This is a genomic window from Pontibacter sp. GD13 (assembly GCF_058216355.1).
In genome coordinates, this window is record NZ_JBYZMQ010000010.1 from 51,164 (window position 1) to 72,420 (window position 21,257).

The following is a 21,257-nucleotide window of genomic DNA, read 5'->3' on the forward strand; positions in this document are numbered from 1 at the left end:
CTGCAGCTGCACATCAAGGGCACCTTTGCTCTCTCGCTATCAAGCAACGCATTTGTCTAAAAGCAAAAGAGCCGGGTGAAACACCCGGCTCTTTCAGCTTTAAACCCTAATTAGTTTATTGTTTCAACAATTTGAAATATGTCGTGACACCGTTTAAGCGTGTGGTCACAAAGTATACGCCCCGCGGCAAGTTAGTATCAACGCGCAGTCGCTCCGTGTTCAAGCCCTGCTTCACATCCACAGTGGTTACAAGCAGTTTTCTGCCAATGGCGTTCGTAATCGTTATTTCCAGTTCCCCATTCTGCTCCGCTTCCACGCTCAGTTCTACTACATCTTTGAAAGGGTTCGGGTACACCATGATCTTGTTATGCACGCTCCCGAATTCAACCACCTTCGGCCCGAAGTATGCCGTGGTGCCATCTGTATCGGTCTGTTTCAGTCGGTAATAGCGTGTGCCATACTTTCCGTTCTCCTTATCTGTGTATTCGTACACCTGCTTTACCGTGGCGTTCCCGTTCCTGGTAGGCACAAAGGTGAGCGTTCGGAAGTTAACCCCATCATGCGACACCTGCACTTCAAATCCGGCATTGTCTTTTTCCATGGCCGTGGCCCATTTCAATACCACGTCGTTGCCCTGCTTTTCGGCTGTGAGGTAGATGATCTCCACAGGAAGCGGAATAATGCTCTGGTTGTCCATTTGAACATCCGGCACACAAACACCCGCAGGGGTTTTGATAACGCACCTTACATAAAGTCCCGGATCCGGATTGGGAATAGAGATCATTGTGTTTGGATAGGTAGTGGTGGTGTACAAGGTGGCACTATTCTCGTCAGCTCCGGTGTACCACTCATAAGTATATCCTGTCAGGTCGACCCCTTTAGCCAGGTGGTCCGATAGCGCCGTTACTTCCCAGCGGGTCATGTCATCTCGCCAGTATACCTCTAACTCTCCGTTTACATTCGGCACCTGGGTCATGGTTACCTGGGCGCTACCCACATTACTGTTACCACAGCTTGTGCCTGTGTAGGCTGCTGACACGGTGTACTGGCCTTCGCCGAAGTTTCCGAAGTTAATGGTCCCACCGTTGCCGGTTCTGGTAACGGCCGGGTTCAAAGACATTCCACCCTGCTTCAGTTCATACACAACCCCTGATTGCGAATTCTCGAGCGCAATGGCGGCGCTGCTTTGGTACAGCGGGCAATATGCACCCCCGACAACGGTGCGTGCCAACGGCAAAGGGTTTATAATCAACGTATTTGTTTGCGAGCTTAAGGTGGTTAGGCAAGCAGATGTACCCTTATTTTCCAGTTTAACGGAGTAATTGCCTGCATCTGCCGTGGTTAGGTTATTTATGGTAAGCTTACTGGTGGTTATCCCGTTCGCGGTGGTGTTTGCAATGGTTATCCTGTTATCGGCTGTTGCCGTAACCACTGCTGCTCCCTTGTACCAGGTAAAAGTTAAACCGGTACCCGAGCCACTGGCCGAATACGTTACGCTGCTGCCTTCGCAACGCTCTTCTGTAGTGCCTGGCAGGTTGGTGGTGATGGTGACTGGCTGCTCCACCACCAGCGTGATCACGTTAGACACCTCTTTGCCCGCACATTTTGTACTAGCCCTGTAAGGATCTATATCAGAAGAGAACAACACCTTTACCTGATCCCCGTTTTTGTAGCCGCCCGCCAGCTCTGTGGTAAGTTGTATGGTATTTGACGCACTGTACGGGAATGTGCCAAGCGAGAAGGTCTGGGCGCCCCTGGTCAGCACGAACTCCAGCTGCAGGTTGGCGATTGCCCAGAATTCAAATGCGCCATTTAGCGTAGCCGTAAGCGTAATCGGTCCGCTTTGGCACATCGGGTTCGGACTGACAGCCAACGTAACGGCATAGTCAGGCAGTTCTGCGCTGTACATTCTATAGGAGAACTGGTCATTGAGGGCATCATCACAAATTGCCCCGCTGTTCGACTTCACATACACCCCATAATAATCCTGTGACGAAAGGCCGGCATCAGAGTTGATATATGCATCATTCTTACGCTGGTTCGACTCGTTTTTCGTCCACTGATAAGTAAATAGGTCTTTGTCAAGCCTGGTTCCGCCGGTTACAATAGGTTGGAAGAACCTGAAAGCCTGTGCCTTTACAATTTCAGGGGTTCCTGCCGGGTAGGGGTAGTTCGGGTTTGCAATTGGGAACTGGCCTGAACCTTTCGGGATCAGGTTGCCCTGCTTGTCTACGGGTTCACCCTTCGCATTTACCAGGTACGGATAAACAATGGTCGCATCCCGGTATACAAAAGTCTCATAGGTCACATTTTCTCCTCTACAGAATGGATGCGGTTTTGCCGTGATAATAACCCGGTACTGTGATTTTTTGATCTTCACATTCCGGACAACACTGTTCGCGCAACCGTTGACTGTGACTGTGTAGGTAATGGCCACATTCATTTCGGTGGTGCCCGCCGGAACGGTTTTAAAGGCGTTACACGGAGAAAAAGTGGTGCCAGCCACACCTGTGCCTGAGAAAGTTCCTCCTGCAGGTGTGGCAGTTAAGGCAATACTGTTATCGCCGGAGTAAAACACCTGCCCTTCTGTAATGTTGGTGATGTTGGGTTGCGGTTTGGCCTTGATCGTCACCACCACATTTTGCGTATTCGTGCAACCGTTGGCTAAGAGGGTATACACATAGGTAACCACCTTATCTGTGTTAGTTGTGTTTATCAAGGTTTCGCTTATTGCACCAGTACTACTATTTGTAGCGGGAGTGATGCCGTTTACTGCCGCGCGCGTCCAGGTAAAGGAAGTACCTGTTGTTGCACTTGCAGGGCTGTAGTTAAACGCCGTTTCGCTACACACAGCAGCAGGCGTTAGAGAACTGGTTAGGGTTGGCTTCGGATTAACCTTCACTACCACACTCTGTACCGGGCCGGTGCAACCGTTGGCAGTAGTGGTATAAATGTAGGTTACGTTTATCGTATTGGCCGTGGTATTTACCAGTGTCTCGTTTATACTTCCATTCACAGGAGTAGTCACAGCCGCATTACTGATTCCGACCACCGCAGCGCGCGTCCAGGAGAACGCAGCATTGCCCGTAGCGCTTGCCGGCGAATAACTAAAGGCATCGCCGCTGCATACTGCTGCTGGCGCCAGCGTGCTGCTGAGTGCTGGCGTCGGGTTCACGCGTACTACCACATCCTGAGTGGTGTTGCCGCTGCAACCATTTGCAGTGGTAGCAAACTGGTATACTACATCAATCGGAAAAGCTGTTGAGTTAGTTAATGTCTGATTTACAGGGCCGGATCCATTTGATGCGACCCCGCCGTTTATCCCCGCCACAGCAACGCGCGTCCAGGTATAGGTGGCCCCTGCAGTAGCGCTGGTTGGGGTGTAGTTGAAGGTAGTGCCTGAGCAGATGGCCGTAGGCGTTAAGGTACTGCTTAAAGCTGGCCTTGGGTTAACGGTTACCTCCACGTTCTGCGGCGGCCCGCTGCAGTTGTTGGCAGATGTAATGAGCACGTAAGTTACTTTTATTTGTGCATCAGTAGTGTTTACCAATGTTTCGCTTATTGGGCCATCGCCGCTATTGGCCGAGGTGCTGATACCGGTTACAGCAGCGCGGGACCAGGCAAAGGTGGCATTTTGCGTTGCACTGTTGGGGGTGTAGCTGAACACGTTTCCGCTGCAAATGGCTGACGGCGCAAGCGTAGAGTTTAGAACAGGCGTTGGATTTACGGTGATGGTGAAAACCTGCGGCGCACCCTCGCAGGCATCGGCGGTTCCACGCACCGTTACAGTGGCGGTAACCGGCGCGGTACCCGGGTTGGTGGCGGTGTAAGCCGGGATATTACCGGATCCGCTGGTGCCAAAACCTATGTCTCTGTTAGATGTCCAGGCATAGGTGGAGCCTGTTAAGGAACTGCTAAAATTGATGGCGGCCCCTGCCTCCCCGTTGCAGTGTATCCTGTTATCTACAACAGCAAGGGCAGGGCGCGGCTTCACGGTTAATACTACGTCGTCGGAAGTGGAGCAACCGTTTGTCGTTACCGTTAGCGTTAGCACGGCTGTTCCGATGCCGGTTACATCCACAAAGTTGTTGTACAGGAAAGGGTAAGCTAAATTAGTTACTGTCACACCATCTACGCTTTTCACCGTCCAGGCTACCTGGTTGGCACCCTCGCTGCCGTTGCCGGTGCCCGCGCGGCTAAACCTGGTTACATTATTATTGCCCACACACAGCACCTGGTCCGGACCGGCATCTGCGGTAGGATATGGGTTTACGGTAAGCGTTACCTGTCGCAGGGCGTCGTTACAGTCGGCTACGCTGCTGCTGGCTTTCAGTTGCACGGTTATGGTGCCTATGCCGGTTATGGTTGCCTGTGTGTTAACCGTATTGGGGCTGCTGAAACTGCTGAGCGTTGCCGTTCCGGTGCTGCCTACAAGGCTCCATTCCGGTGTACCGTTGGCCACGGCTCCTGTCAGGTCGAAAACGGTGGTATTGTTGTCGCCCACGCACTGCGCAGCTTTCGCTGCCGAGGCCGTACTCACCACTGGCTGCGGATTTACCGTGACCGTGGTGGCGGTGGCAGTGGTAAACGTGCAACCGGTTACCCTGTTGGTTACCCTTACTTTATAATCGCCAGCGGTAGTGGCGCTATATTCCCTGTCAGTACCTCCTGTTGCTGTAATATTTGTTCCGTTCCTGATCCATTGATAATCATAGTCTGCGTTAGTCGGGGCACTGAGCAGCACCGCGCCGCCAAGGCAAAAAGTGGCAGGCCCTCCTACGGTGATCGTGGCATCCGGCAGCGGATTCACGGTAAGTGTGGTGACGCTGGAGGCGGTGTTACAGGCCGATGTAGAGTTGGTGGTTTGTAAGGTGATCGTAGTGGTTCCTGTACCGGTAGATACCACGGTTGCGGTTGCCTTTCCGGTTGCCGAGTTGTAGTTCGGGTTCTGGATTACAAAGCTTGCATTGGACGACAGCCACTGCGGCGTTCCGCCTGAAAAATCTCCCGTTATAGAAAATGTGTTGCTGTTGCCAGCACCCACGCATTGTGGCGCATTGTTACTGGTGATACTAGCCACAGGCTGTGGCAGCACATTAACAGCTACTATCTCGGATATTTTACTACAGCTAACATCGGGGGCCGTCACCACATTGGTTACTTCCACACGGTAATCTGCCGTTGCATTGGCGGTGTATGTCTGCCCGGTAGCTCCTGCGATGTTCTCCCATACATTGGTGCCTAGCGGGCTGCGCTGCCACTGGTATGTATAGGTTTGCCCGGCCGGCGCCTTGGATGCCTGAAAGAAGATAGAGCCCCCTTCGCAAAACTCGGTCACGCCGGTATACACAATAGTTGCGGCAGCGGGCTTTTCTACTTTTACCACAGTGGCCACCGAAGTAGTGGAGCAGCCTTTGTCTGAGGTTACTTTCACTACATAACTGCCCGAAGTGGTTACAACGATGTCTGCATCTGTCTCACCTGGCACCACCACGCCATCCACAGTCCATTGGTAGCCAAAGCCAGCACCTGCTGGCGCGTTAAGCGTGACAGAATTGCCCTCGCAAAAATTTGTTGGTCCTGTTGGGGTAATGGTGGCTGCCGGAAGCGGGTTTACGGTCAGGGTCACATCTGCCGTAGCCGATGAGCATCCGGTAACCGGACTGCTGGAGGTCAGGCGCACCGTTACCGTACCGTTGCCGCTCACGGTTACCTGCGTGTTTTCGGAGCTCGCACTGCTAAAGCCCGTTACAGTTGCCGTGCCCGTAGCCGACACAAAAGACCAGGCAGGGGCACCGTTCGTAGCCGTTCCGGTCAGGCTGAAAACAGTAGTATTGTTGGCGCCCACGCACTGCTCCGGCATAGTTGCTGCAGCCGTGGCCACAGGTTGCGGGTTAACGGTGAGGGTGATTTCTTTGGAAGCGGGCGCACAAGCAGCTTCCGGACTGCCAGATGTAAGGCGCACGGTTACCGTGCCGGTGCCGTTAAGCGTTACTTGCGTGTTGCCGGAAGTTGGGGCGCTGAAGTTCGTGCCGCCCTGCGTGATCGTGCCGGTGCTGGTTACATACTCCCACAACGGACTGCCATTGGTGGCGGTACCGGTCAGGTCGAAGGTAGTGGTATTGTTGGCGCCCACGCATTTAGCCGTAATAGCCGCTGATGCCGCCACAGTTGGCTGCGGATTTACAGTGACTGTAGTGGCAGCAGGGGTAGTAAAGGTACAGCCGGTTGCGCTGTTAGTTACCTGCACCCTATAGTTACCCGCGGCGGTGGCAGTGTACTGCTGCTGCGTGCCAACCTGGGCCCCATCCCTGAACCATACATAAGTATACCCTGAAAGCGGTGGCGCACTGAGCACAACAGAGCCGCCAAGGCAGAAAGTGGTAGGACCCGATGCTGTGATGGTTGCATCCGGCAAAGCGTTCTTGGTTACCGCAAAGGCACTCGAGGTTGTTGCACAGCCGTTGGCATCTGTAATTTGCACAGTATAGCTTCCGCCCTCAGATACTGACAAGGTAGCCGCCGTATTCCCTGGCTGTTGTTGCCCATCCTTAAACCACACATAGGCTGTTCCTTTGTCGGTGTTGGCGGTGAGTGTTTTCGTTTCGCCATCACAAAGGGTGGCATCTCCTGTAATAGTAGCAGTGGGTGGGGTGTTGATCACAACCGATACCGAAGCAGAGGTGGAGGTACAATTATTCTGTGTGACTATTACACGGTATTCCCCTGTGGTATTTGCATTGAAAACTGTAGCATCAGTACTTGGATTAGGCACATTGCTGTTATTCATCTGCCATTGATAAGTAGCACCCGTTACTGCTGTAGCATTTAATGCAACGGAGTTTCCCTGGCAAGCTTCTAAGCCATTGGGCGCTGAAACCTGAGCTGAGGGGTAAGCATTTACTTTAACAGTTAAGCTTGAAGCTGCTCCGGGTTTACCACACTTGTTTAAGGCCAGTACATCCAGTCGTACATCTCCTGCAGTATTACCGAAATTTATGGTAACACCAGTTGAGTTCGTCGCATTTGTTATAGTTGCATCACCAGTAACTGTCCATTGGTATGAAGTTGCGCCGGTTACAGCAGCTATACTATAAGAACTCCCGGTTGTGCCCACACAAACTGCTGGAGCACCGGTTATTGTACCCGGAGTCAACAAACTGTTAACAGTAACAGCAAAAGCATCCGATTCGCCGTTATCCGTTACTGGAGTTGGGTTTTTAACTATAACAGACAAAGTGCCCCCTGCAGATAACTCGCTGGCATTTATACTGGTTGTTAAAGATGTGGAACTGTTCACAGAAGCACTTCTGGAGGCTCCATTCACAAGTACTGTTGCACCTGAAACAAAGTTCAAACCTGTAATAGTGACTGTAGTAGATGGATCCTTCTCTGAGAGACAAGGAGAGACACCGGTTACTACTGGCTTCTTGTTGCTGACAGTAAAAGGGTTACTTGTCACACTTGTCAACCCTGAACTGGTAGCAACCAAAGTATAATTCACCCCAGCTTTATCAATGCTATAGCCTGCGAAAGAAACTACCCCGTTCGATACAGAACTAGTTCCGGCAGTTAATACCCCTGAACTAGGGTTTGCCCCTATTGTTAAAGCTACACTGTTACTGGCATTGGTTACGGTATTTCCAAACTGATCCAATATTTTGGCTTGCGGTGTGATAGAAGCACCTGTTTCAACATTTCCTGGTTGTGTCAACCAGCTTAACGACTTAGCAGCTCCAGCTACTTGAGCAAGTGAAATAGGTGAGGTAGTGACAACAGTAGTAGCGTTTGAGGTATTAATAACCTGAACGTTGATTCCCTTAGGCTGTGTCGGGTCTATTACGCCATTTGTAGATTTGACCCGAAGCCCTGTAACGCTAATCTCATCAATCTTATTCTGATTACCACTCTTCGCAGACAAAGTGAATTCAATTGATCTCACTCCGGCAGCGTCTGTGATATAGGTGGGTGTTGTGTTTAAATTAACTTCCCCACTAACTAAACTGGCTGCTACTCCGTTCCCAGAGAATACCCATCCTGCAGGAGCAGTAAGTACAATTTTATAGTTCCCAGAGCTTGCAAAATCATCGCTGACTCCCTCCTTTACTACCACATTGGTAATAGGTGTAAAAGTAGGGGTAACGGCTAAATCGGCGGATAGGGTATAAGACGCCGCTCCTGTCACAGTTATACCTACTGCCGCCCTCATATAAGCCGCACTGGCTAACAGCAGGAGGAAAGTGGCAATTCCAATAAAAGAGCGCTTTGCTTTACTAGCTTCGGCAATTAAACGCGTAAATTTTCTCTTCATAATCAGGGGTTAAAAGCTTGCGCTAATTAGATCGGGTCGGCATATAATCGGGAGGCACAATATATAACTTAACATATATTATACCTTCGCAGGAAGCTTACTTAGGCTTCTGTATAACCTCTGCAGCAAAAACACCTCAGAAGCACCAAAATCGTCACTAAACAATAGTAAATACTATATTTTTTGAGTATATTAATATGTTGCAATGTTTATCAGCAAGCTTTACTTATCTTTTAAATACACTATTTACCATTAGCGAATACATTCAATATAAAATTGATATATATTGTATTTTTGGTATATTTAGGCACTTTTACACTAGATATTTACAGTAAAAACTAATTTATGTTACATATCATCCTAAATATATAGCTCTCTATTGCATTTATATTTTTTAGTAATTATATAAAAAACCACATAACACGCTTACACACCCTCTTATCCCGATTCAAACAAAAAAATAATTGCACTTTTTAATGTGAATAATTTAGGAAACCCGTTTGAAAAAGGATACAAGCTCGTTACCTGCACAGCCGCATGCAGGCATAGCAAACTGAAGCAAGGGAGGCTGAAAGTGTTGGGTTTTATGCACCAGTTAAGCCGGTGCTAACCTAAGGCAAAGGCTGCAAAGACTTACCGGGCAGTTAAGCACGAATTTGAGCGGCCCATCGGGCAGGGGAAACAATCGGTAGGCAATCATAAAAAATTTAGGAAAACACCTCACATTGTTCCAAATTGCGGTAAAAGCTAACCTGTTTATTTCCATTTCATCACCCTTTACACCTAAAACAATATGAAGACCCTACGTGCGCTTGCTTTGGCCCTGCTTGTTGGTTTAAGCCACTTGACCATTGCACAGCAAACCGACCTCGCTTACTATTTACCAAAGGATGTGCAGTATGATAAAAATGTGCCCACCCCCCAGGAGCTTTTAGGTTACCAGGTGGGAGAATGGCACGTAAGCCACGACCAACTGGCCATGTACATGCGCATTATGGCAGATGCCTCCGACCGCATGACGATCACGGAGTATGCCCGCACCCACGAAAACCGCCCGCTATACTTACTCACCATTACCTCACCAGAAAACCTCCGCAACATCGAGACCATCAAGGCGAACCACAAAAAGCTCACCGACCCCGCCGCGGCTGGTAGCGTGAACATACAGGATATGCCTGCCGTGGTGTGGATGGGCTACAGCGTGCATGGCAACGAGCCCAGCGGAAGCAACGCCGCCCTGCTGGCAGTCTACCACCTGGCTGCTGCCCAGGGCCCTGAAATAGAGAAGCTGCTGAAAGAAACGGTGATCTTACTAGACCCCTCCATTAACCCCGACGGCCTGAACCGCTTTGCCAGCTGGGTAAACACGCACCGGGGCAAAAACCTGGTAACCGACAGCAATAGCGCCGAGTTTGACGAAGTATGGCCCCGCGGCCGCACCAACCACTACTGGTTCGACCTGAACCGCGACTGGCTGCCGCTGCAGCACCCGGAGTCGAAGGGAAGACTGGCCAAGTTCCATGACTGGAAGCCCAACGTGCTGACCGACCACCATGAGATGGGCACCAACGCCACATTTTTTTTCCAGCCGGGCATCCCGAGCCGCAACAATCCCTTAACGCCGGAAAACAACTACAAGCTCACGCAGAAAATGGGCACCTTCCATGCCAAAGCACTGGATAAGATTGGCTCATTTTACTACACCGAAGAAAGCTACGACGACTTCTATTATGGCAAAGGCTCTACCTACCCCGATGTGAACGGCTCTGTGGGCATCCTGTTTGAGCAGGCCAGCTCCAGGGGCCACGCGCAGGAGAGCATCAATGGCGTCCTGACGTTCCCGTTCACCATCCGCAACCAGTTCACCACCACGCTCTCTACCCTGGAAGCGGCGCAGGCCATGCGCCTGGAGCTGCTGGCACATCAGCGTGACTTTTACAGGAACGCGCTGAACGAATCGAGAAAGGCGCCCGTGAAAGCGTATGTTTTCGGTTCGGAGCAGGACAAGGCGAAAGCCTATCACCTGGCAGAGATCATCAAGCAGCACCAGATAGACATCTACCGCCCAAAGGAATCGTTTAAGATCGATAACATCACTTACACGCCCGAGAACGCTTACATCATCCCGACAGAGCAGCCGCAGTACAGGTTAATAGAGGCGATGTTCGAGAAGCGCACCACTTTCCAGGACAGCCTGTTCTATGATATTTCCGCCTGGACCTTCCCGCTCGCCTTTGACCTGGATTATGCGGCCCTTTCTCCAAAAAACTTTAAGAGCAGCCAGTTGGGCAACAAAGTAGCGCAGCTTACTTTTCCCGTTGGCGAGGTGTTAGGTGGCAAAAGCGCTTATGCCTATGTGTTTGAGTGGCACGGCTACTATGCGCCCCGCGCCCTGAACATGCTGATGGACCGCGGCATCGTGGCCAAAGTGGCCACCGACAAGTTCTCCTCCGGCGATAAAAAGCAGTTCGACTACGGCTCCATCCTTATCCCGGTTGCCGGCCAACCCCTTAAGCCAGAGGAGTTGTACCAGCTTTTACAGGAAGTAGCGCTCAAAAACGGCATCACCGTGCATGCCATGTCCACCGGATTATCGCCCCAGGGCATTAAGCTCGGCAGCCCCATGATGCTGTCGCTGCAGCAACCTAAGGTGCTCATGCTGATAGGCAACGGCGTAAACAGCAATGATGTGGGCGAGGCCTGGCACCTGCTCGACAACCGCTTCGACATGAAACCAACGCTGGTAACCACCGACAACTTTAACCGCACCGGCCTGACCAAGTATAACGTGATCGTGATGGCGGACGGCAATTATAACAGCATATCAAAAGACAAGCTGCGTGCCTGGGTGCAGCAGGGAGGCACGGTAGTTGGCATGGGTGATGCGGCCAAATGGCTGGCAGATAACGGCATCGGCACCAGCACCTTCAAAAAAGAGGATAATAGTGCCGTGAAACCCCGAAAACCCTATGCCGACCTCAACAACACGGATGGGGCGCAGGTAATCGGCGGGGCCATTTTCGAAACCACCCTCGACCTGACGCATCCGCTGGCTTATGGCTATACCGATGCGCAAATGCCGATCTTCCGGAGCAACACGCTGTTCATGGAGCGCTCCAAGAGCCCGTATGCAAACCCGGTGATGTATACAGCTAACCCTTTAATGGCAGGCTACATCTCCAACCCGAACTTACAGAAGGTGAAAAGCTCGGCAGCCGTGGACGTTTCAGCAGTAGGGGCTGGCAAGGTTATAGCCATGCCCGACAACCCGAACTTTCGGGCTTTCTGGTACGGCACCAACAAACTTTTCCTGAACAGTATTTTCTTCGGGCAGATCATCAGTGGCAACTCGGCCCGGGCAGAGGAAGAATAAAGCTTTGTTAATCCCTGCAGGGACTGCACCAAAAGTTCAGGCCCTGCAGGGATTATAGATGCACTACTTTGCCAATAAAAAGTATAAAACCCTACCTTTGCACCTTCTACTTCTTTAACCTGCTTCACCTATGAGTGCCAAAAGCTTTGATATATTGCTAGCGTCTGCCTTCGATACGGAAACCCCTGCTGTTTTTGACGAAGGAGCTGTGCGCGTGTACGAGCAGTTTGAAACAGCATACAAACAGTCGCAGCTGAAGGCGGGCACCCCATCCGAGGAGCTGAACTTCAGGTTTGAGCGGCTGAGGCTCGGGGTAGCCATCGCTTTTGTAAAAGCATTTACCCGCCTGGCCAACAACGAAAAAAGCAAAGAGGTACTGGAGACCCTGCAAGAGGCCATAAAAGCGCAAAGCACAAAAGAGATCGACAAGATCATCCAGAAGAAAATCGCCTCTTTTGACCACCTCTACCACGAGATCTTCGTGAATGAGCAGCGTGACCAGATTCTAGAACTTTTTGAGCGCACCCTGGATGCCGCGTCCAGGGAAGAACTGGACGAGCTGATATTTGAGGGGCTGGACCTATTGCAGGAAGTGGACTGGGAGGCGGCAAACCAGGAGGACGAGGATGACATAGAGCCCCTGGACGAGGATTTTCTGAAGAGCATTTAACGCACGCATGCGCTGGCCTGCCTGTAACGTATGGAGATAACCCTGACCACCCCCGCCCTGCTTTTTCCGGCAATATCGCTGCTGTTGCTGGCTTACACCAACCGCTTTATGGCCCTGGCCAACCTGATTCGCAGCCTGAAACAACGCTACACCACCACGCACAGCCAGTTAATCTACAACCAGATCAAGAACCTGCGCACCCGCCTGGTGCTGGTCCGCAACATGCAGGCATTCGGCATCAGCAGCATCTTCGGTTGCGTGTGCTGCATGTTCATCCTTTTTGCCGGCTACATTACCGCTGGAAAATACTTATTTGGCCTGAGCCTGATCCTGCTCATGGTATCCCTGGCGCTGGCGCTGCGCGAAATACAGATCTCAGTAAACGCCCTGCGCCTGGAACTGGACGACCTGGAAGAGACAACGGAGGAAGAGAAGCGCTAAAAGCCTTTGCCTGCGCCGTCGGCTGTTTTTATTCCCCCGCCGCACTGCCTACCTTTGCTGTAAAATATTGTACCTCCATGACTGACCCGAAAAAACTGGCCATAAAAGATTTCGTGTACGCGTTGCCAGACGAACGCATTGCCAAGCACCCCCTGCCCCAGCGTGACCAGTCCAAGCTACTGGTGTACCGGCAAGGCACCATCGCCGACCATACTTTCACGGACCTGCCCCACTTGCTGCCCTCCCATTCCCTGCTGGTTTTTAACGATACCCGGGTGGTGCAGGCGCGCTTACTGTTCCAGAAAGAGACAGGTGGCATGGTAGAGATATTTTGCCTGGAGCCTGTCGCGCCGCACCGAGAGGTGCAGCTGGCCATGCAACAAACCGGACGCAGCACCTGGAAATGCCTGGTGGGAAACAACAAACGCTGGAAATCCGGGGCTGTGAAGTTATACTTTGAAGGAGGCCTGCTGCAGGCAGAGCGACAGATGCAACAAGAGGGGCACTTTCTGATTGACTTTACCTGGCAGCCAGCCGAACTGACCTTTGCAGAGGTGCTGGAGCGCTGCGGCAAACTACCGCTCCCCCCCTACCTCAACCGCGAGCTTACCCCAGACGACCACACCCGCTACCAAACCATTTATGCCAGCCAGCAGGGCGCGGTGGCGGCACCAACCGCCGGGCTGCATTTTACCGAACGCGTGCTTCAAAAACTGCAGGAACACCAGATAGCCACGGCCTACCTGACCCTGCATGTAGGGGCCGGCACGTTTAAACCCGTAAAAGCCGACACCATGGAGGCGCACGAGATGCATGCCGAGCAGCTCTTTATCTCTAAACAGTTTCTGCAGCAGCTGCTCGCGCAAATGGGCAAGCCGGTAATACCCGTGGGCACCACCAGCATGCGCTCCCTGGAAAGCCTCTACTGGCTGGGCACCAAAGTATGGCAACAACCAAACCTGCCCCTGCAGGAGCTGCGCGTCAGCCAATGGCAAGCCTATGAGACGACCGATCTGCCAACACCCCCGGAAGCACTGCAGGCTTTGCTGGACTACATGGCACACCAAAAGACAGAGTTCCTGCATGCCAGCACCCAGATCATTATCGCGCCGGGCTATACATTCCGGATATGCCACGGCCTGGTCACTAATTTTCATCAGCCCGAAAGCACACTTTTACTGCTCGTATCAGCCCTGATCGGCGAGCGCTGGCGCACGGTTTACCAACATGCCCTGGCCCAAGATTACCGTTTTTTAAGCTACGGAGACAGTTCCCTGTTACTACCATAGCCTATAATTACTTTCGCCTGTCCAGTTTCAAACAAAAATTATATTAAATATTCAATATCTTAAACTCGATTCATTTCATTACGTTTCACATATTAATAGGTAATCCTCTTAGCATTGTAACGGATGAAGCGACCGATACTTCTCCTGCTCCTTTTAATATGTTTGTGCTCCAACGCTTTTGCCACCCACATTGTGGGCGGCGACTTCGAGATGCAGTACTTGTCGGGCTATACCTATAGAATTACGCTCAACCTATACTTCGACGATATCCACGGCGACCCTAAAAGGAAAGACAGGCTGGTGCGGGTTGGTATTTTTGAGAAGGGCACCAACCGCTCCATAAAGGCCCTTGTTCTGCCGATGCGCTCAGAGTCCGCTATCAGTTATACCAATGTGGGCTGCACCACCAGCGAGCTGAAAACCTCCAGGATCGTCTATTCCGAGGATGTTTACCTGGACCCTGCCATCTACACCAGCCCTAACGGCTATTATGTTACTTCTGAGATTTGCTGCCGCAATCCGCCTATCAGCAACATAGAAACGCCCGGGGATGCGGGTACTACCTTTTATATGGAGTTTCCTGCTGTACGGCAAAACGGTGCTTTCTTCAAAAACTCTTCTCCTCGCCTCTCCGCCCCTCCCAGCGATTATGCCTGTGTGGGGGAGCTTTTTTACTTTGATTTCGGGAGCACCGATGCCGACGGGGACGAACTGGTGTATGACCTGGTTACTCCCCTGAATGGGCATAGCACACCAGGCAGGGATGCCGTGCCGCCTGCTTCCCCGGCCCCTTACCCGGAAATTAAGTGGCTGTCCGGCTACGACAGGCTGAACCAGATACAGGGCACACCCGCCTTAAACATAGACCGAACGACAGGAAGGCTAACGGTGCGACCCAAAAGCCTGGGCCTGTTTGTGTTTGGAGTGCGCTGCCAGGAGTACCGGAACGGCATAAAGATTGGAGAGGTGAGAAGAGATTTCCAGTTATTGGTGAAAGCCTGCCACCGCAACGAGACACCTCAGGTGTCGGCCTTAGTGCCGGGCAGCTCGCAGCTATACCGGCAGGGCCAGGTATTGCGGATCGGCCCTAACGATGCCCGCTGCCTCAAGGTGACTTTTACAGACCCCGATGAAGGGGAGCCAATCTCCCTGCAGGCCAAACCCGTTAACTTCGATAATCCCTATTTCAGTTTAGCAGGAAACTTAACCGGCGTAGTAAACACCGGAAACCAGGACGAGGTGTTGGAGGCAACCCTCTGCCTCGATCCCTGTTTTGACACCAAAGGTGGAATTTACCTGCTCGACCTGATCGTGAGCGATGAAGGCGACAACGGATGCAGCCTCCCCCGCCAGGACACGCTCCGGCTAAGCCTGATGGTGGAGCCCACCCCAAATTATCCACCCTCCATCTCGCTTTCGAGCCCCGCAAAGGTGGTTGAGGTATCGGAGGGTGACGTGCTTCGTTTTGATGTTATCGGCAAAGACCCGGATAATGATGAGGTAACCCTATCGGCCAAAGGTAAAAACTTTGATCTAGCCTCCCAGAACATAAAATTTGATTCCACCTCGGGCAAAGGCCAGGCGACAGCAGCATTTACCTGGCAAATAGATTGCGAAACGGTAAAGCAGCACGCCTACCAGATTGAGTTTAGCGTTACGTCAAGTTTTTGCGGCAACCAGATCACGAGAACAACCCTTTTTGAGGTAACCACCAAAACCTATCCGGTGGCCAATAACACGATTTCCGGGGAACAGGTAGTTTGCTTGGGTGATAGCCCAAAACCGCTTGTCGGCAGTGTGCCTACCGGAGGACGAGGGCCCTTTGTGTATGCCTGGGAAGTGTGCACCTCCAACGCAAAAGACATGTTCGTACCCGCTTCCGGTGTAAACAACCAACAGCATTACACCCCCCCGCTGCTGCACACAACGGCTTGGTACAGAAGGCGGGTAACATCAGGCAAATGCGATGAAAGCGTGAGTGAGACCGTAAAAGTGTTGGAGGAGCTGATTCAGCCCTCTGCTGGCGAAGACCTGACCCTGATCCAGGGAAGTGTGGCGGGGCTCAGCGCAAAGGGCGGTAAAACGTATACCTGGTCCCCAGCAACCGGGTTGTCAGACCCCAATATACCCAACCCCATTGCCAGGCCGCAACAAACCACTACCTATACAGTTACGGTTAGGTCTGCCAACGGCTGTGTCTATACTGATGACATAACGCTAACCGTAATTCCCCGCATCGCCCCAACCAATGCGCTAACGTTAAACGGAGACAATGTGAACGACACCTGGCAGATACGCAACATCGAGTACTACCCAAATTGCCGGGTGCAGGTCTTCACCAAGTGGGGCTCGCTGGTTTTCGAGTCCAGAGGCTATGCCGTGCCCTGGAACGGAACCAACAAAGGTAACCCATTGCCCATGGCTGCCTATTACTATGTGATAGATCTGGGAATGGATAAAGCGCCGGTTGCAGGTAGTATCACCCTTATAAAATAAGTCGCCATGCAGCAGGTTCTCATCCTATGCTTACTGTCTTTTATAACCTGGTCGGCCACGGCGCAGCAAATGCCGCAACATACCCAATATATCCAGAACAACTTCCTTTTAAACCCGGCTGTGGCAGGCATAGAGAATTATGGGGATCTGCGGGCTGGCTACCGCACCCAGTGGGTGGGGCTGGAGGGGGCGCCCACCAGTTTCTATACCAGCATTCATTCCTCCATTAACAAAAACGACAGAAACGCGCCGCGCCTGAGCATGGGCAACAAAGGAGCAACCCCTAAGTCGGGGGCAAACAAAAACAACCGCTTTTATGTGAAACCCCATCATGGAATTGGAGCCATCGCCCAAATGGATAAGGCCGGCCTGTTGAGCACCTTCTCCCTGAACCTGAGCTATGCCTATCATTTGCCGCTTACCAGCCAGCTTAATCTGGCAAGCGGACTGACAGCCGGCTTAATCCAGTATCGGCTGAACAAAGATGCCCTGGACCTGCTCACCCCCAACGACCCTTTTGTAGCCGGGGACATAGGCAATGCCAACCGGGGCAACCTGGGGCTGGGCTTCTGGCTATACGCTAAAAATTTTTATGCCGGGGTTTCTGCCATGCAATTGCTCAGCAGCAAAGCCACAGCGCAGGAAGACGGATTTAAAGCGGCCCTGCAGCAGCATTACTATGCAACAGGCGGCATCCGGATAAAAACATCTGATATGGTTACGCTTACCCCTTCCGTGATGGTGAAATTGCCCGAGAACGGCACCGCGCTGGTAGATTTTAATACCAAACTGACCTACGACCAACGCTTTTGGGTGGCCGCCTCCTACCGCCACCACGACGCCATGTCCGGCGCGGTGGGCATCTACATCAACCACATGCTGGATGCCAGCTACTCTTACGACATCACCACCTCAACGCTCAGCAATGTGAGTGCCAACACGCACGAAGTCGTGCTGGGGCTAAAGCTGAACAACAGCAGAAAAGTGCTTTGCCCCAGCTGGATCTGGTAAGTACCTTGTACATAATAGTTATAGTACATGCAAAAAGCGGCAGGCCTGTCAGTTTTCTCCTGTCAGTCCTGCCGCTTTTAGAGCTTAGTAAGCCCGTTTACTTTGCTGCCTTTACAAGGCCTCCCTCCAGTCCATACTCCGAGATCAGGTAGATAAGGGAGGCCATGGAGGCCGCGCCCAGCTGCATCTCACGTCGGTTCACATTTTCGAACACATCGATTGGCGTGTGGTGGTAATCGAAATAACGCTGGGAATCAGGGTGCAGGCCGATCAAAGCCACGGTGCCCTGCCCTTTCAACGGGCCAATGTCAGATCCGCCATGGCCTGGGCCAATCTCGTGCAAACCGTAGGGGGCAAGCAGCGGCTTCCAGCTCAGCACTTTGTTCAGCTGCTCCTCCGATGCCTCTAACCCAAAACCGCGCGGGGTAAAGCCGCCGGCATCAGACTCAATGGCGGCAATGTGCTTCTCCCCTTTTGCTTTGGCCTCCTCGGCATACTTCAGGCCGCCACGCAGGCCGTTTTCCTCGTTCATAAACATCACGGCACGGATCGTGCGCTTCGGCTTCAGGTTCAGGTCTTTCATTAAACGCAACACCTCTATCGACTGCACAATGCCGGTACCATCGTCATGGGCGCCTTCTGCCAGGTCCCAGGAATCGAGGTGGCCGCCAACCACAATAATCTCCTCTGGTTTCTCTGTGCCTTTTATCTCGCCAATGACATTATAGGACAGCACATCGGGAAGGGTTTCGCAGGTCATGCGCATGTAAAACTTCAGATTTGGGTCATTCTTCAGCAGTTTGCTGAGCTGCTCCGCCCCGTTTGTGCTAATGGCCGCCGCCGGTATCTTGGTCACGCCTTCCTGGTAGCGCGTGTTTCCTGTGTGCGGTACATCCTGGAAATCGTTCGTCATGGAGCGCACCAGCACCCCCACAGCGCCCAGTTTGGCTGCCGCCACCGGGCCACCACCACGCTGATCGACAGCGCCGCCATAGGCGGCCATTGTCTGTACCTGCGTGTTATCGAAGGGGCGGTTAAAGAAAACGATCTTGCCCTGTACCTTCTTTTTTCCGAGTTTCTCCAGCTCCTCAAAGCTCTTCACCTCCACCACTTCGGCACTTAACCCGTGATCTCCGGTTCCCACCGAGCTACCCAACGCACAGATCGGCGCGTTTGCTGTGCCGATTAGCTTCGAATTCGTGATACGTCCGATCTCTTTATCGCCCCGTACCCAATGCGGCACCATCACCGGCTGCAGGTAAACGCGGTCCAGACCCATTTTATCCATCACCTGCCTGCTCCACTCCACAGCCGCCGCCGCCTGAGGTGATCCGCTTAAGCGGGCACCTATGTTTTTGGTCAGGTAGCGCAGGTTATCATAGCTTTCAAAACTGGTGAGGGCGCTATCATAGATCCTATCGATGGTAACAGAGTCGGCAGTATAGTTTTGCTGGGCCATGGCAGGCACAGCCAACACAGTGGCAGCTGCTACAAACAGGCTACGCAGGTTTTTAGTGGTTAGCATTATCGCAGTTTAATGGTGTGGTATGAATGATGTAAATTTTTGATGCATCAAGATACAAAAAATAGTGAAGCACCTGGAAGTTTGAACACAGGAAACTATCCAAAAGTGCTTACCGCATGCATAAACACTATTTCATGCGCATTAATTTATCCAGATCAGGCTTGCTTACGCTCAATAGTCCTACTTCGGGTAGCCGGCTGGTTAGCTCCCGCCAGTTTGCATCTTTTCGGTATACTTCCTTCAGTATTTTGGAAGCGGCCTCCACCTGCCCGCTGTTTGCCAGCCCGATGGCGTGCCAGTACTTCATTTCCAGGTTGTTTGGAAACATGGTCTCGGCTTTGCCATAGGCATCCATGGCTCGCTGCATGTCGGCTTTCTCTATGGCCAGGTCGCCTTCGTTCATGTATTCATAAGCCCGGTGCAGCTTTAGTAGTCTGGCCAGTTCCTCCAACGGGGCATCGCTGTCGTCCACGCGCAGGTCAATGGTCTTATCATCCCAGGGCTGGGCTGTCTTTTCTCCTTTCACCACCACCAGCGCCGCCGACTGCTTCCCACGAATATCGCCGCCCACCCCCTGGGCCGCCTGCATGGCCATCAGCACACGCTCTGCCAGGGGCAGCCCCTCGCTTTTCTTGAACGACTCCGCCATGGCCGGCCATACTTTATCGGAGAGCATCATGTTTGCCTGCACCGAGAAATTCTGGCCAGTGATGTGCCCGGCGTACCGGATACACTGCTTGCCTGTGTGCGTCGCCACCCGACCCTGTGCATCCAGAATAGACACCTGCCGCACTTCCCGGCCCTCGTCATCGGCCAGAAGTATAGCCAGTGCTTCTTCTGGGGTCTTCCCCTCTTTTAGCAGGGCAAGGCCGCGGGGCCCGAAAGATTTATTGACAAAAGATTGCGTGGCCACAACCCCCACCCCGGCCTCGGCCCAGGGCACGGCAGTACCCACTGAGAACCAGTGGCTCTGCACGCCCACGGCCATTTCGCCGGTCTTCGCATCGCGCGCCACGATAGAATAGGTGTGCGCCAAAGGCTCGGCTGCCTTAAACACCTGCGCCTTCACCGTTCCTGAACATGCCATCAGTGCCACCATCACACAAAGTATAAGTTTAAATTGTTGCATATGAGTTTGATAAAGTAAAATTTGGATACAAAAGATTTCGTAATACAAAGTACGTATAAAAAAGCAGAGTTTAAACCAAGCCCCACCGGGGAGCCTATTTATAACTTCTGGCAAGAATAGCAGTATACCTATGTTATAACCCTCTACCAGAATCCGGCTGCCGATGCTGCGGCCCATTAAACCCCTTATACATGAAAAACAGAACACATGAAAACAGGCCGTCCCGCATGGCCATGCTAATAGATGGTGATAATGCACAGCCCAGCCTGATCGTGAAAATACTGGCAGAGGCAGGTAAGTATGGCTCCCCCACCATCCGCAGGATATACGGCGACTGGACCACCCCACAGATGAACGGCTGGAAAGACTGCCTGAATAACCACGCCATACAGCCTATCCAGCAATTTCGGTACACCGTCGGTAAAAACGCGACAGACAGCGCCCTGATCATCGACGCCATGGACCTACTGCACAGTGAGCTCGTGGATGGCTTCTGCATCGTGTCGTCGGATAGCGACTACACCCGCCTGGGTACCCGGATACGGGAGGAAGGCATTTTTGTGATGGGTATCGGCCAGCGCAAAACGCCAAAGCCATTTGTGAATGCCTGTAACGTGTTCATCTTTACCGAGAACCTGACTGATGACATTGATGAACGCAAGATTGCCGAAGCTGGCAAGGGCGTGGAAAACGGTGCTGCCAGGCCAAATCCGAACCCGCTCCTGAAAGAAGCCTTCGTGATGTCGGCGGATGAGGATGGCTGGGCGCACCTGGGGGCCATTGGCACCAACCTGCGCCAGCTAGACCCCAGCTTTGACCCAAGAACTTTCGGTTACGGGCAGCTTTTGCAACTGATCAAGGCAAAAAAAGACCTGTTCACCATCCGAAAGGAAGATGACAAAGGCCCATCGGCAGTATATGTTAAATTAAAAGAGAAGCTCCGAACGGGCAGACCCAGAAAGAAGAGCCAGGAGCAGGCGGCAAACAAAGTATAAACCTGCTGGTTAAGCAG

11 protein-coding genes and 1 pseudogene are annotated in these 21,257 nt (G+C 52.3%); 8 read left to right on the plus strand and 4 right to left on the minus strand.

Annotated features, from left to right (window positions below):
- Positions 1 to 115: 115 nt before the first annotated feature.
- Together AC4BAN_RS13710 and AC4BAN_RS13715 are read right to left on the minus strand one after the other, a co-directional pair.
- The gene (locus AC4BAN_RS13710) at positions 116 to 6,790 is read right to left on the minus strand and encodes a PKD-like domain-containing protein (protein WP_490565066.1); all 6,675 of its coding nucleotides are present in this window, start codon (positions 6,788 to 6,790) and stop codon (positions 116 to 118) included.
- 177 nt (positions 6,791 to 6,967) lie between these two features.
- Positions 6,968 to 7,117, minus strand: a pseudogene (locus tag AC4BAN_RS13715) (hypothetical protein); the annotation flags it as partial.
- On the opposite strand from AC4BAN_RS13715, the gene AC4BAN_RS13720 reads away from it, so the two are divergent.
- From AC4BAN_RS13720 to AC4BAN_RS13750, 7 genes are all read left to right on the plus strand, one after another.
- A complete protein-coding gene (locus AC4BAN_RS13720; protein ID WP_490564976.1) occupies positions 7,110 to 7,499 on the plus strand; it encodes a hypothetical protein in 390 nt (129 codons plus the stop codon). The pseudogene AC4BAN_RS13715 and the gene AC4BAN_RS13720 sit on opposite strands and share 8 nt — an antisense overlap.
- A 1,605-nt stretch (positions 7,500 to 9,104) precedes the next feature.
- Positions 9,105 to 11,684: a M14 family metallopeptidase gene (locus AC4BAN_RS13725; RefSeq protein ID WP_490564977.1), complete on the plus strand. Its 2,580-nt coding sequence runs from the start codon at positions 9,105 to 9,107 to the stop codon at positions 11,682 to 11,684.
- A gap of 130 nt (positions 11,685 to 11,814) precedes the next feature.
- Positions 11,815 to 12,354: a hypothetical protein gene (locus tag AC4BAN_RS13730; RefSeq protein ID WP_490564978.1), complete on the plus strand. Its 540-nt coding sequence runs from the start codon at positions 11,815 to 11,817 to the stop codon at positions 12,352 to 12,354.
- Between the two features lie 30 nt (positions 12,355 to 12,384).
- Positions 12,385 to 12,795: a DUF2721 domain-containing protein gene (locus AC4BAN_RS13735; RefSeq protein WP_490564979.1), complete on the plus strand. Its 411-nt coding sequence runs from the start codon at positions 12,385 to 12,387 to the stop codon at positions 12,793 to 12,795.
- Between the two features lie 77 nt (positions 12,796 to 12,872).
- Positions 12,873 to 14,084: an S-adenosylmethionine:tRNA ribosyltransferase-isomerase gene (locus AC4BAN_RS13740; RefSeq protein WP_490564980.1), complete on the plus strand. Its 1,212-nt coding sequence runs from the start codon at positions 12,873 to 12,875 to the stop codon at positions 14,082 to 14,084.
- A 123-nt stretch (positions 14,085 to 14,207) separates the two neighbouring features.
- On the plus strand, positions 14,208 to 16,580 hold the full coding sequence (locus AC4BAN_RS13745; protein ID WP_490564981.1) for a T9SS type B sorting domain-containing protein: 2,373 nt from the start codon (positions 14,208 to 14,210) through the stop codon (positions 16,578 to 16,580).
- Between the two features lie 6 nt (positions 16,581 to 16,586).
- A complete protein-coding gene (locus AC4BAN_RS13750; RefSeq protein ID WP_490564982.1) occupies positions 16,587 to 17,591 on the plus strand; it encodes a PorP/SprF family type IX secretion system membrane protein in 1,005 nt (334 codons plus the stop codon).
- A 97-nt stretch (positions 17,592 to 17,688) separates the two neighbouring features.
- On the opposite strand, the gene AC4BAN_RS13755 is transcribed toward AC4BAN_RS13750, so the two are convergent.
- Both AC4BAN_RS13755 and AC4BAN_RS13760 read right to left on the minus strand, forming a co-directional pair.
- Positions 17,689 to 19,116, minus strand: coding sequence for a M20/M25/M40 family metallo-hydrolase (locus tag AC4BAN_RS13755; protein ID WP_490564983.1), 1,428 nt, complete (start codon positions 19,114 to 19,116; stop codon positions 17,689 to 17,691).
- A 127-nt stretch (positions 19,117 to 19,243) separates the two neighbouring features.
- A complete protein-coding gene (locus tag AC4BAN_RS13760) occupies positions 19,244 to 20,215 on the minus strand; it encodes a DUF1028 domain-containing protein (protein ID WP_490565067.1) in 972 nt (323 codons plus the stop codon).
- Positions 20,216 to 20,436: 221 nt separating this feature from the next.
- Between AC4BAN_RS13760 and AC4BAN_RS13765 the strand changes: the two genes are divergently transcribed.
- Entirely contained in the window at positions 20,437 to 21,240 is an 804-nt protein-coding gene (locus AC4BAN_RS13765; protein ID WP_490564984.1) for an NYN domain-containing protein, read from the plus strand.
- Positions 21,241 to 21,257: the final 17 nt, after the last annotated feature.

What these genes read in the sequence shown, in the direction of transcription:
- AC4BAN_RS13710 (WP_490565066.1), bottom strand. Translation starts at nt 6,790, where the DNA reads ATGAATAACAGCAATGTGCCTAATCCAAGTACTGATGCTACAGTTTTC.
- AC4BAN_RS13725 (WP_490564977.1), top strand. Translation starts at nt 9,105, where the DNA reads ATGAAGACCCTACGTGCGCTTGCTTTGGCCCTGCTTGTTGGTTTAAGC.
- AC4BAN_RS13730 (WP_490564978.1), top strand. Translation starts at nt 11,815, where the DNA reads ATGAGTGCCAAAAGCTTTGATATATTGCTAGCGTCTGCCTTCGATACG.
- AC4BAN_RS13735 (WP_490564979.1), top strand. Translation starts at nt 12,385, where the DNA reads ATGGAGATAACCCTGACCACCCCCGCCCTGCTTTTTCCGGCAATATCG.
- AC4BAN_RS13740 (WP_490564980.1), top strand. Translation starts at nt 12,873, where the DNA reads ATGACTGACCCGAAAAAACTGGCCATAAAAGATTTCGTGTACGCGTTG.
- AC4BAN_RS13745 (WP_490564981.1), top strand. Translation starts at nt 14,208, where the DNA reads ATGAAGCGACCGATACTTCTCCTGCTCCTTTTAATATGTTTGTGCTCC.
- AC4BAN_RS13750 (WP_490564982.1), top strand. Translation starts at nt 16,587, where the DNA reads ATGCAGCAGGTTCTCATCCTATGCTTACTGTCTTTTATAACCTGGTCG.
- AC4BAN_RS13755 (WP_490564983.1), bottom strand. Translation starts at nt 19,116, where the DNA reads ATGCTAACCACTAAAAACCTGCGTAGCCTGTTTGTAGCAGCTGCCACT.
- AC4BAN_RS13760 (WP_490565067.1), bottom strand. Translation starts at nt 20,215, where the DNA reads ATGGTGGCACTGATGGCATGTTCAGGAACGGTGAAGGCGCAGGTGTTT.
- AC4BAN_RS13765 (WP_490564984.1), top strand. Translation starts at nt 20,437, where the DNA reads ATGAAAAACAGAACACATGAAAACAGGCCGTCCCGCATGGCCATGCTA.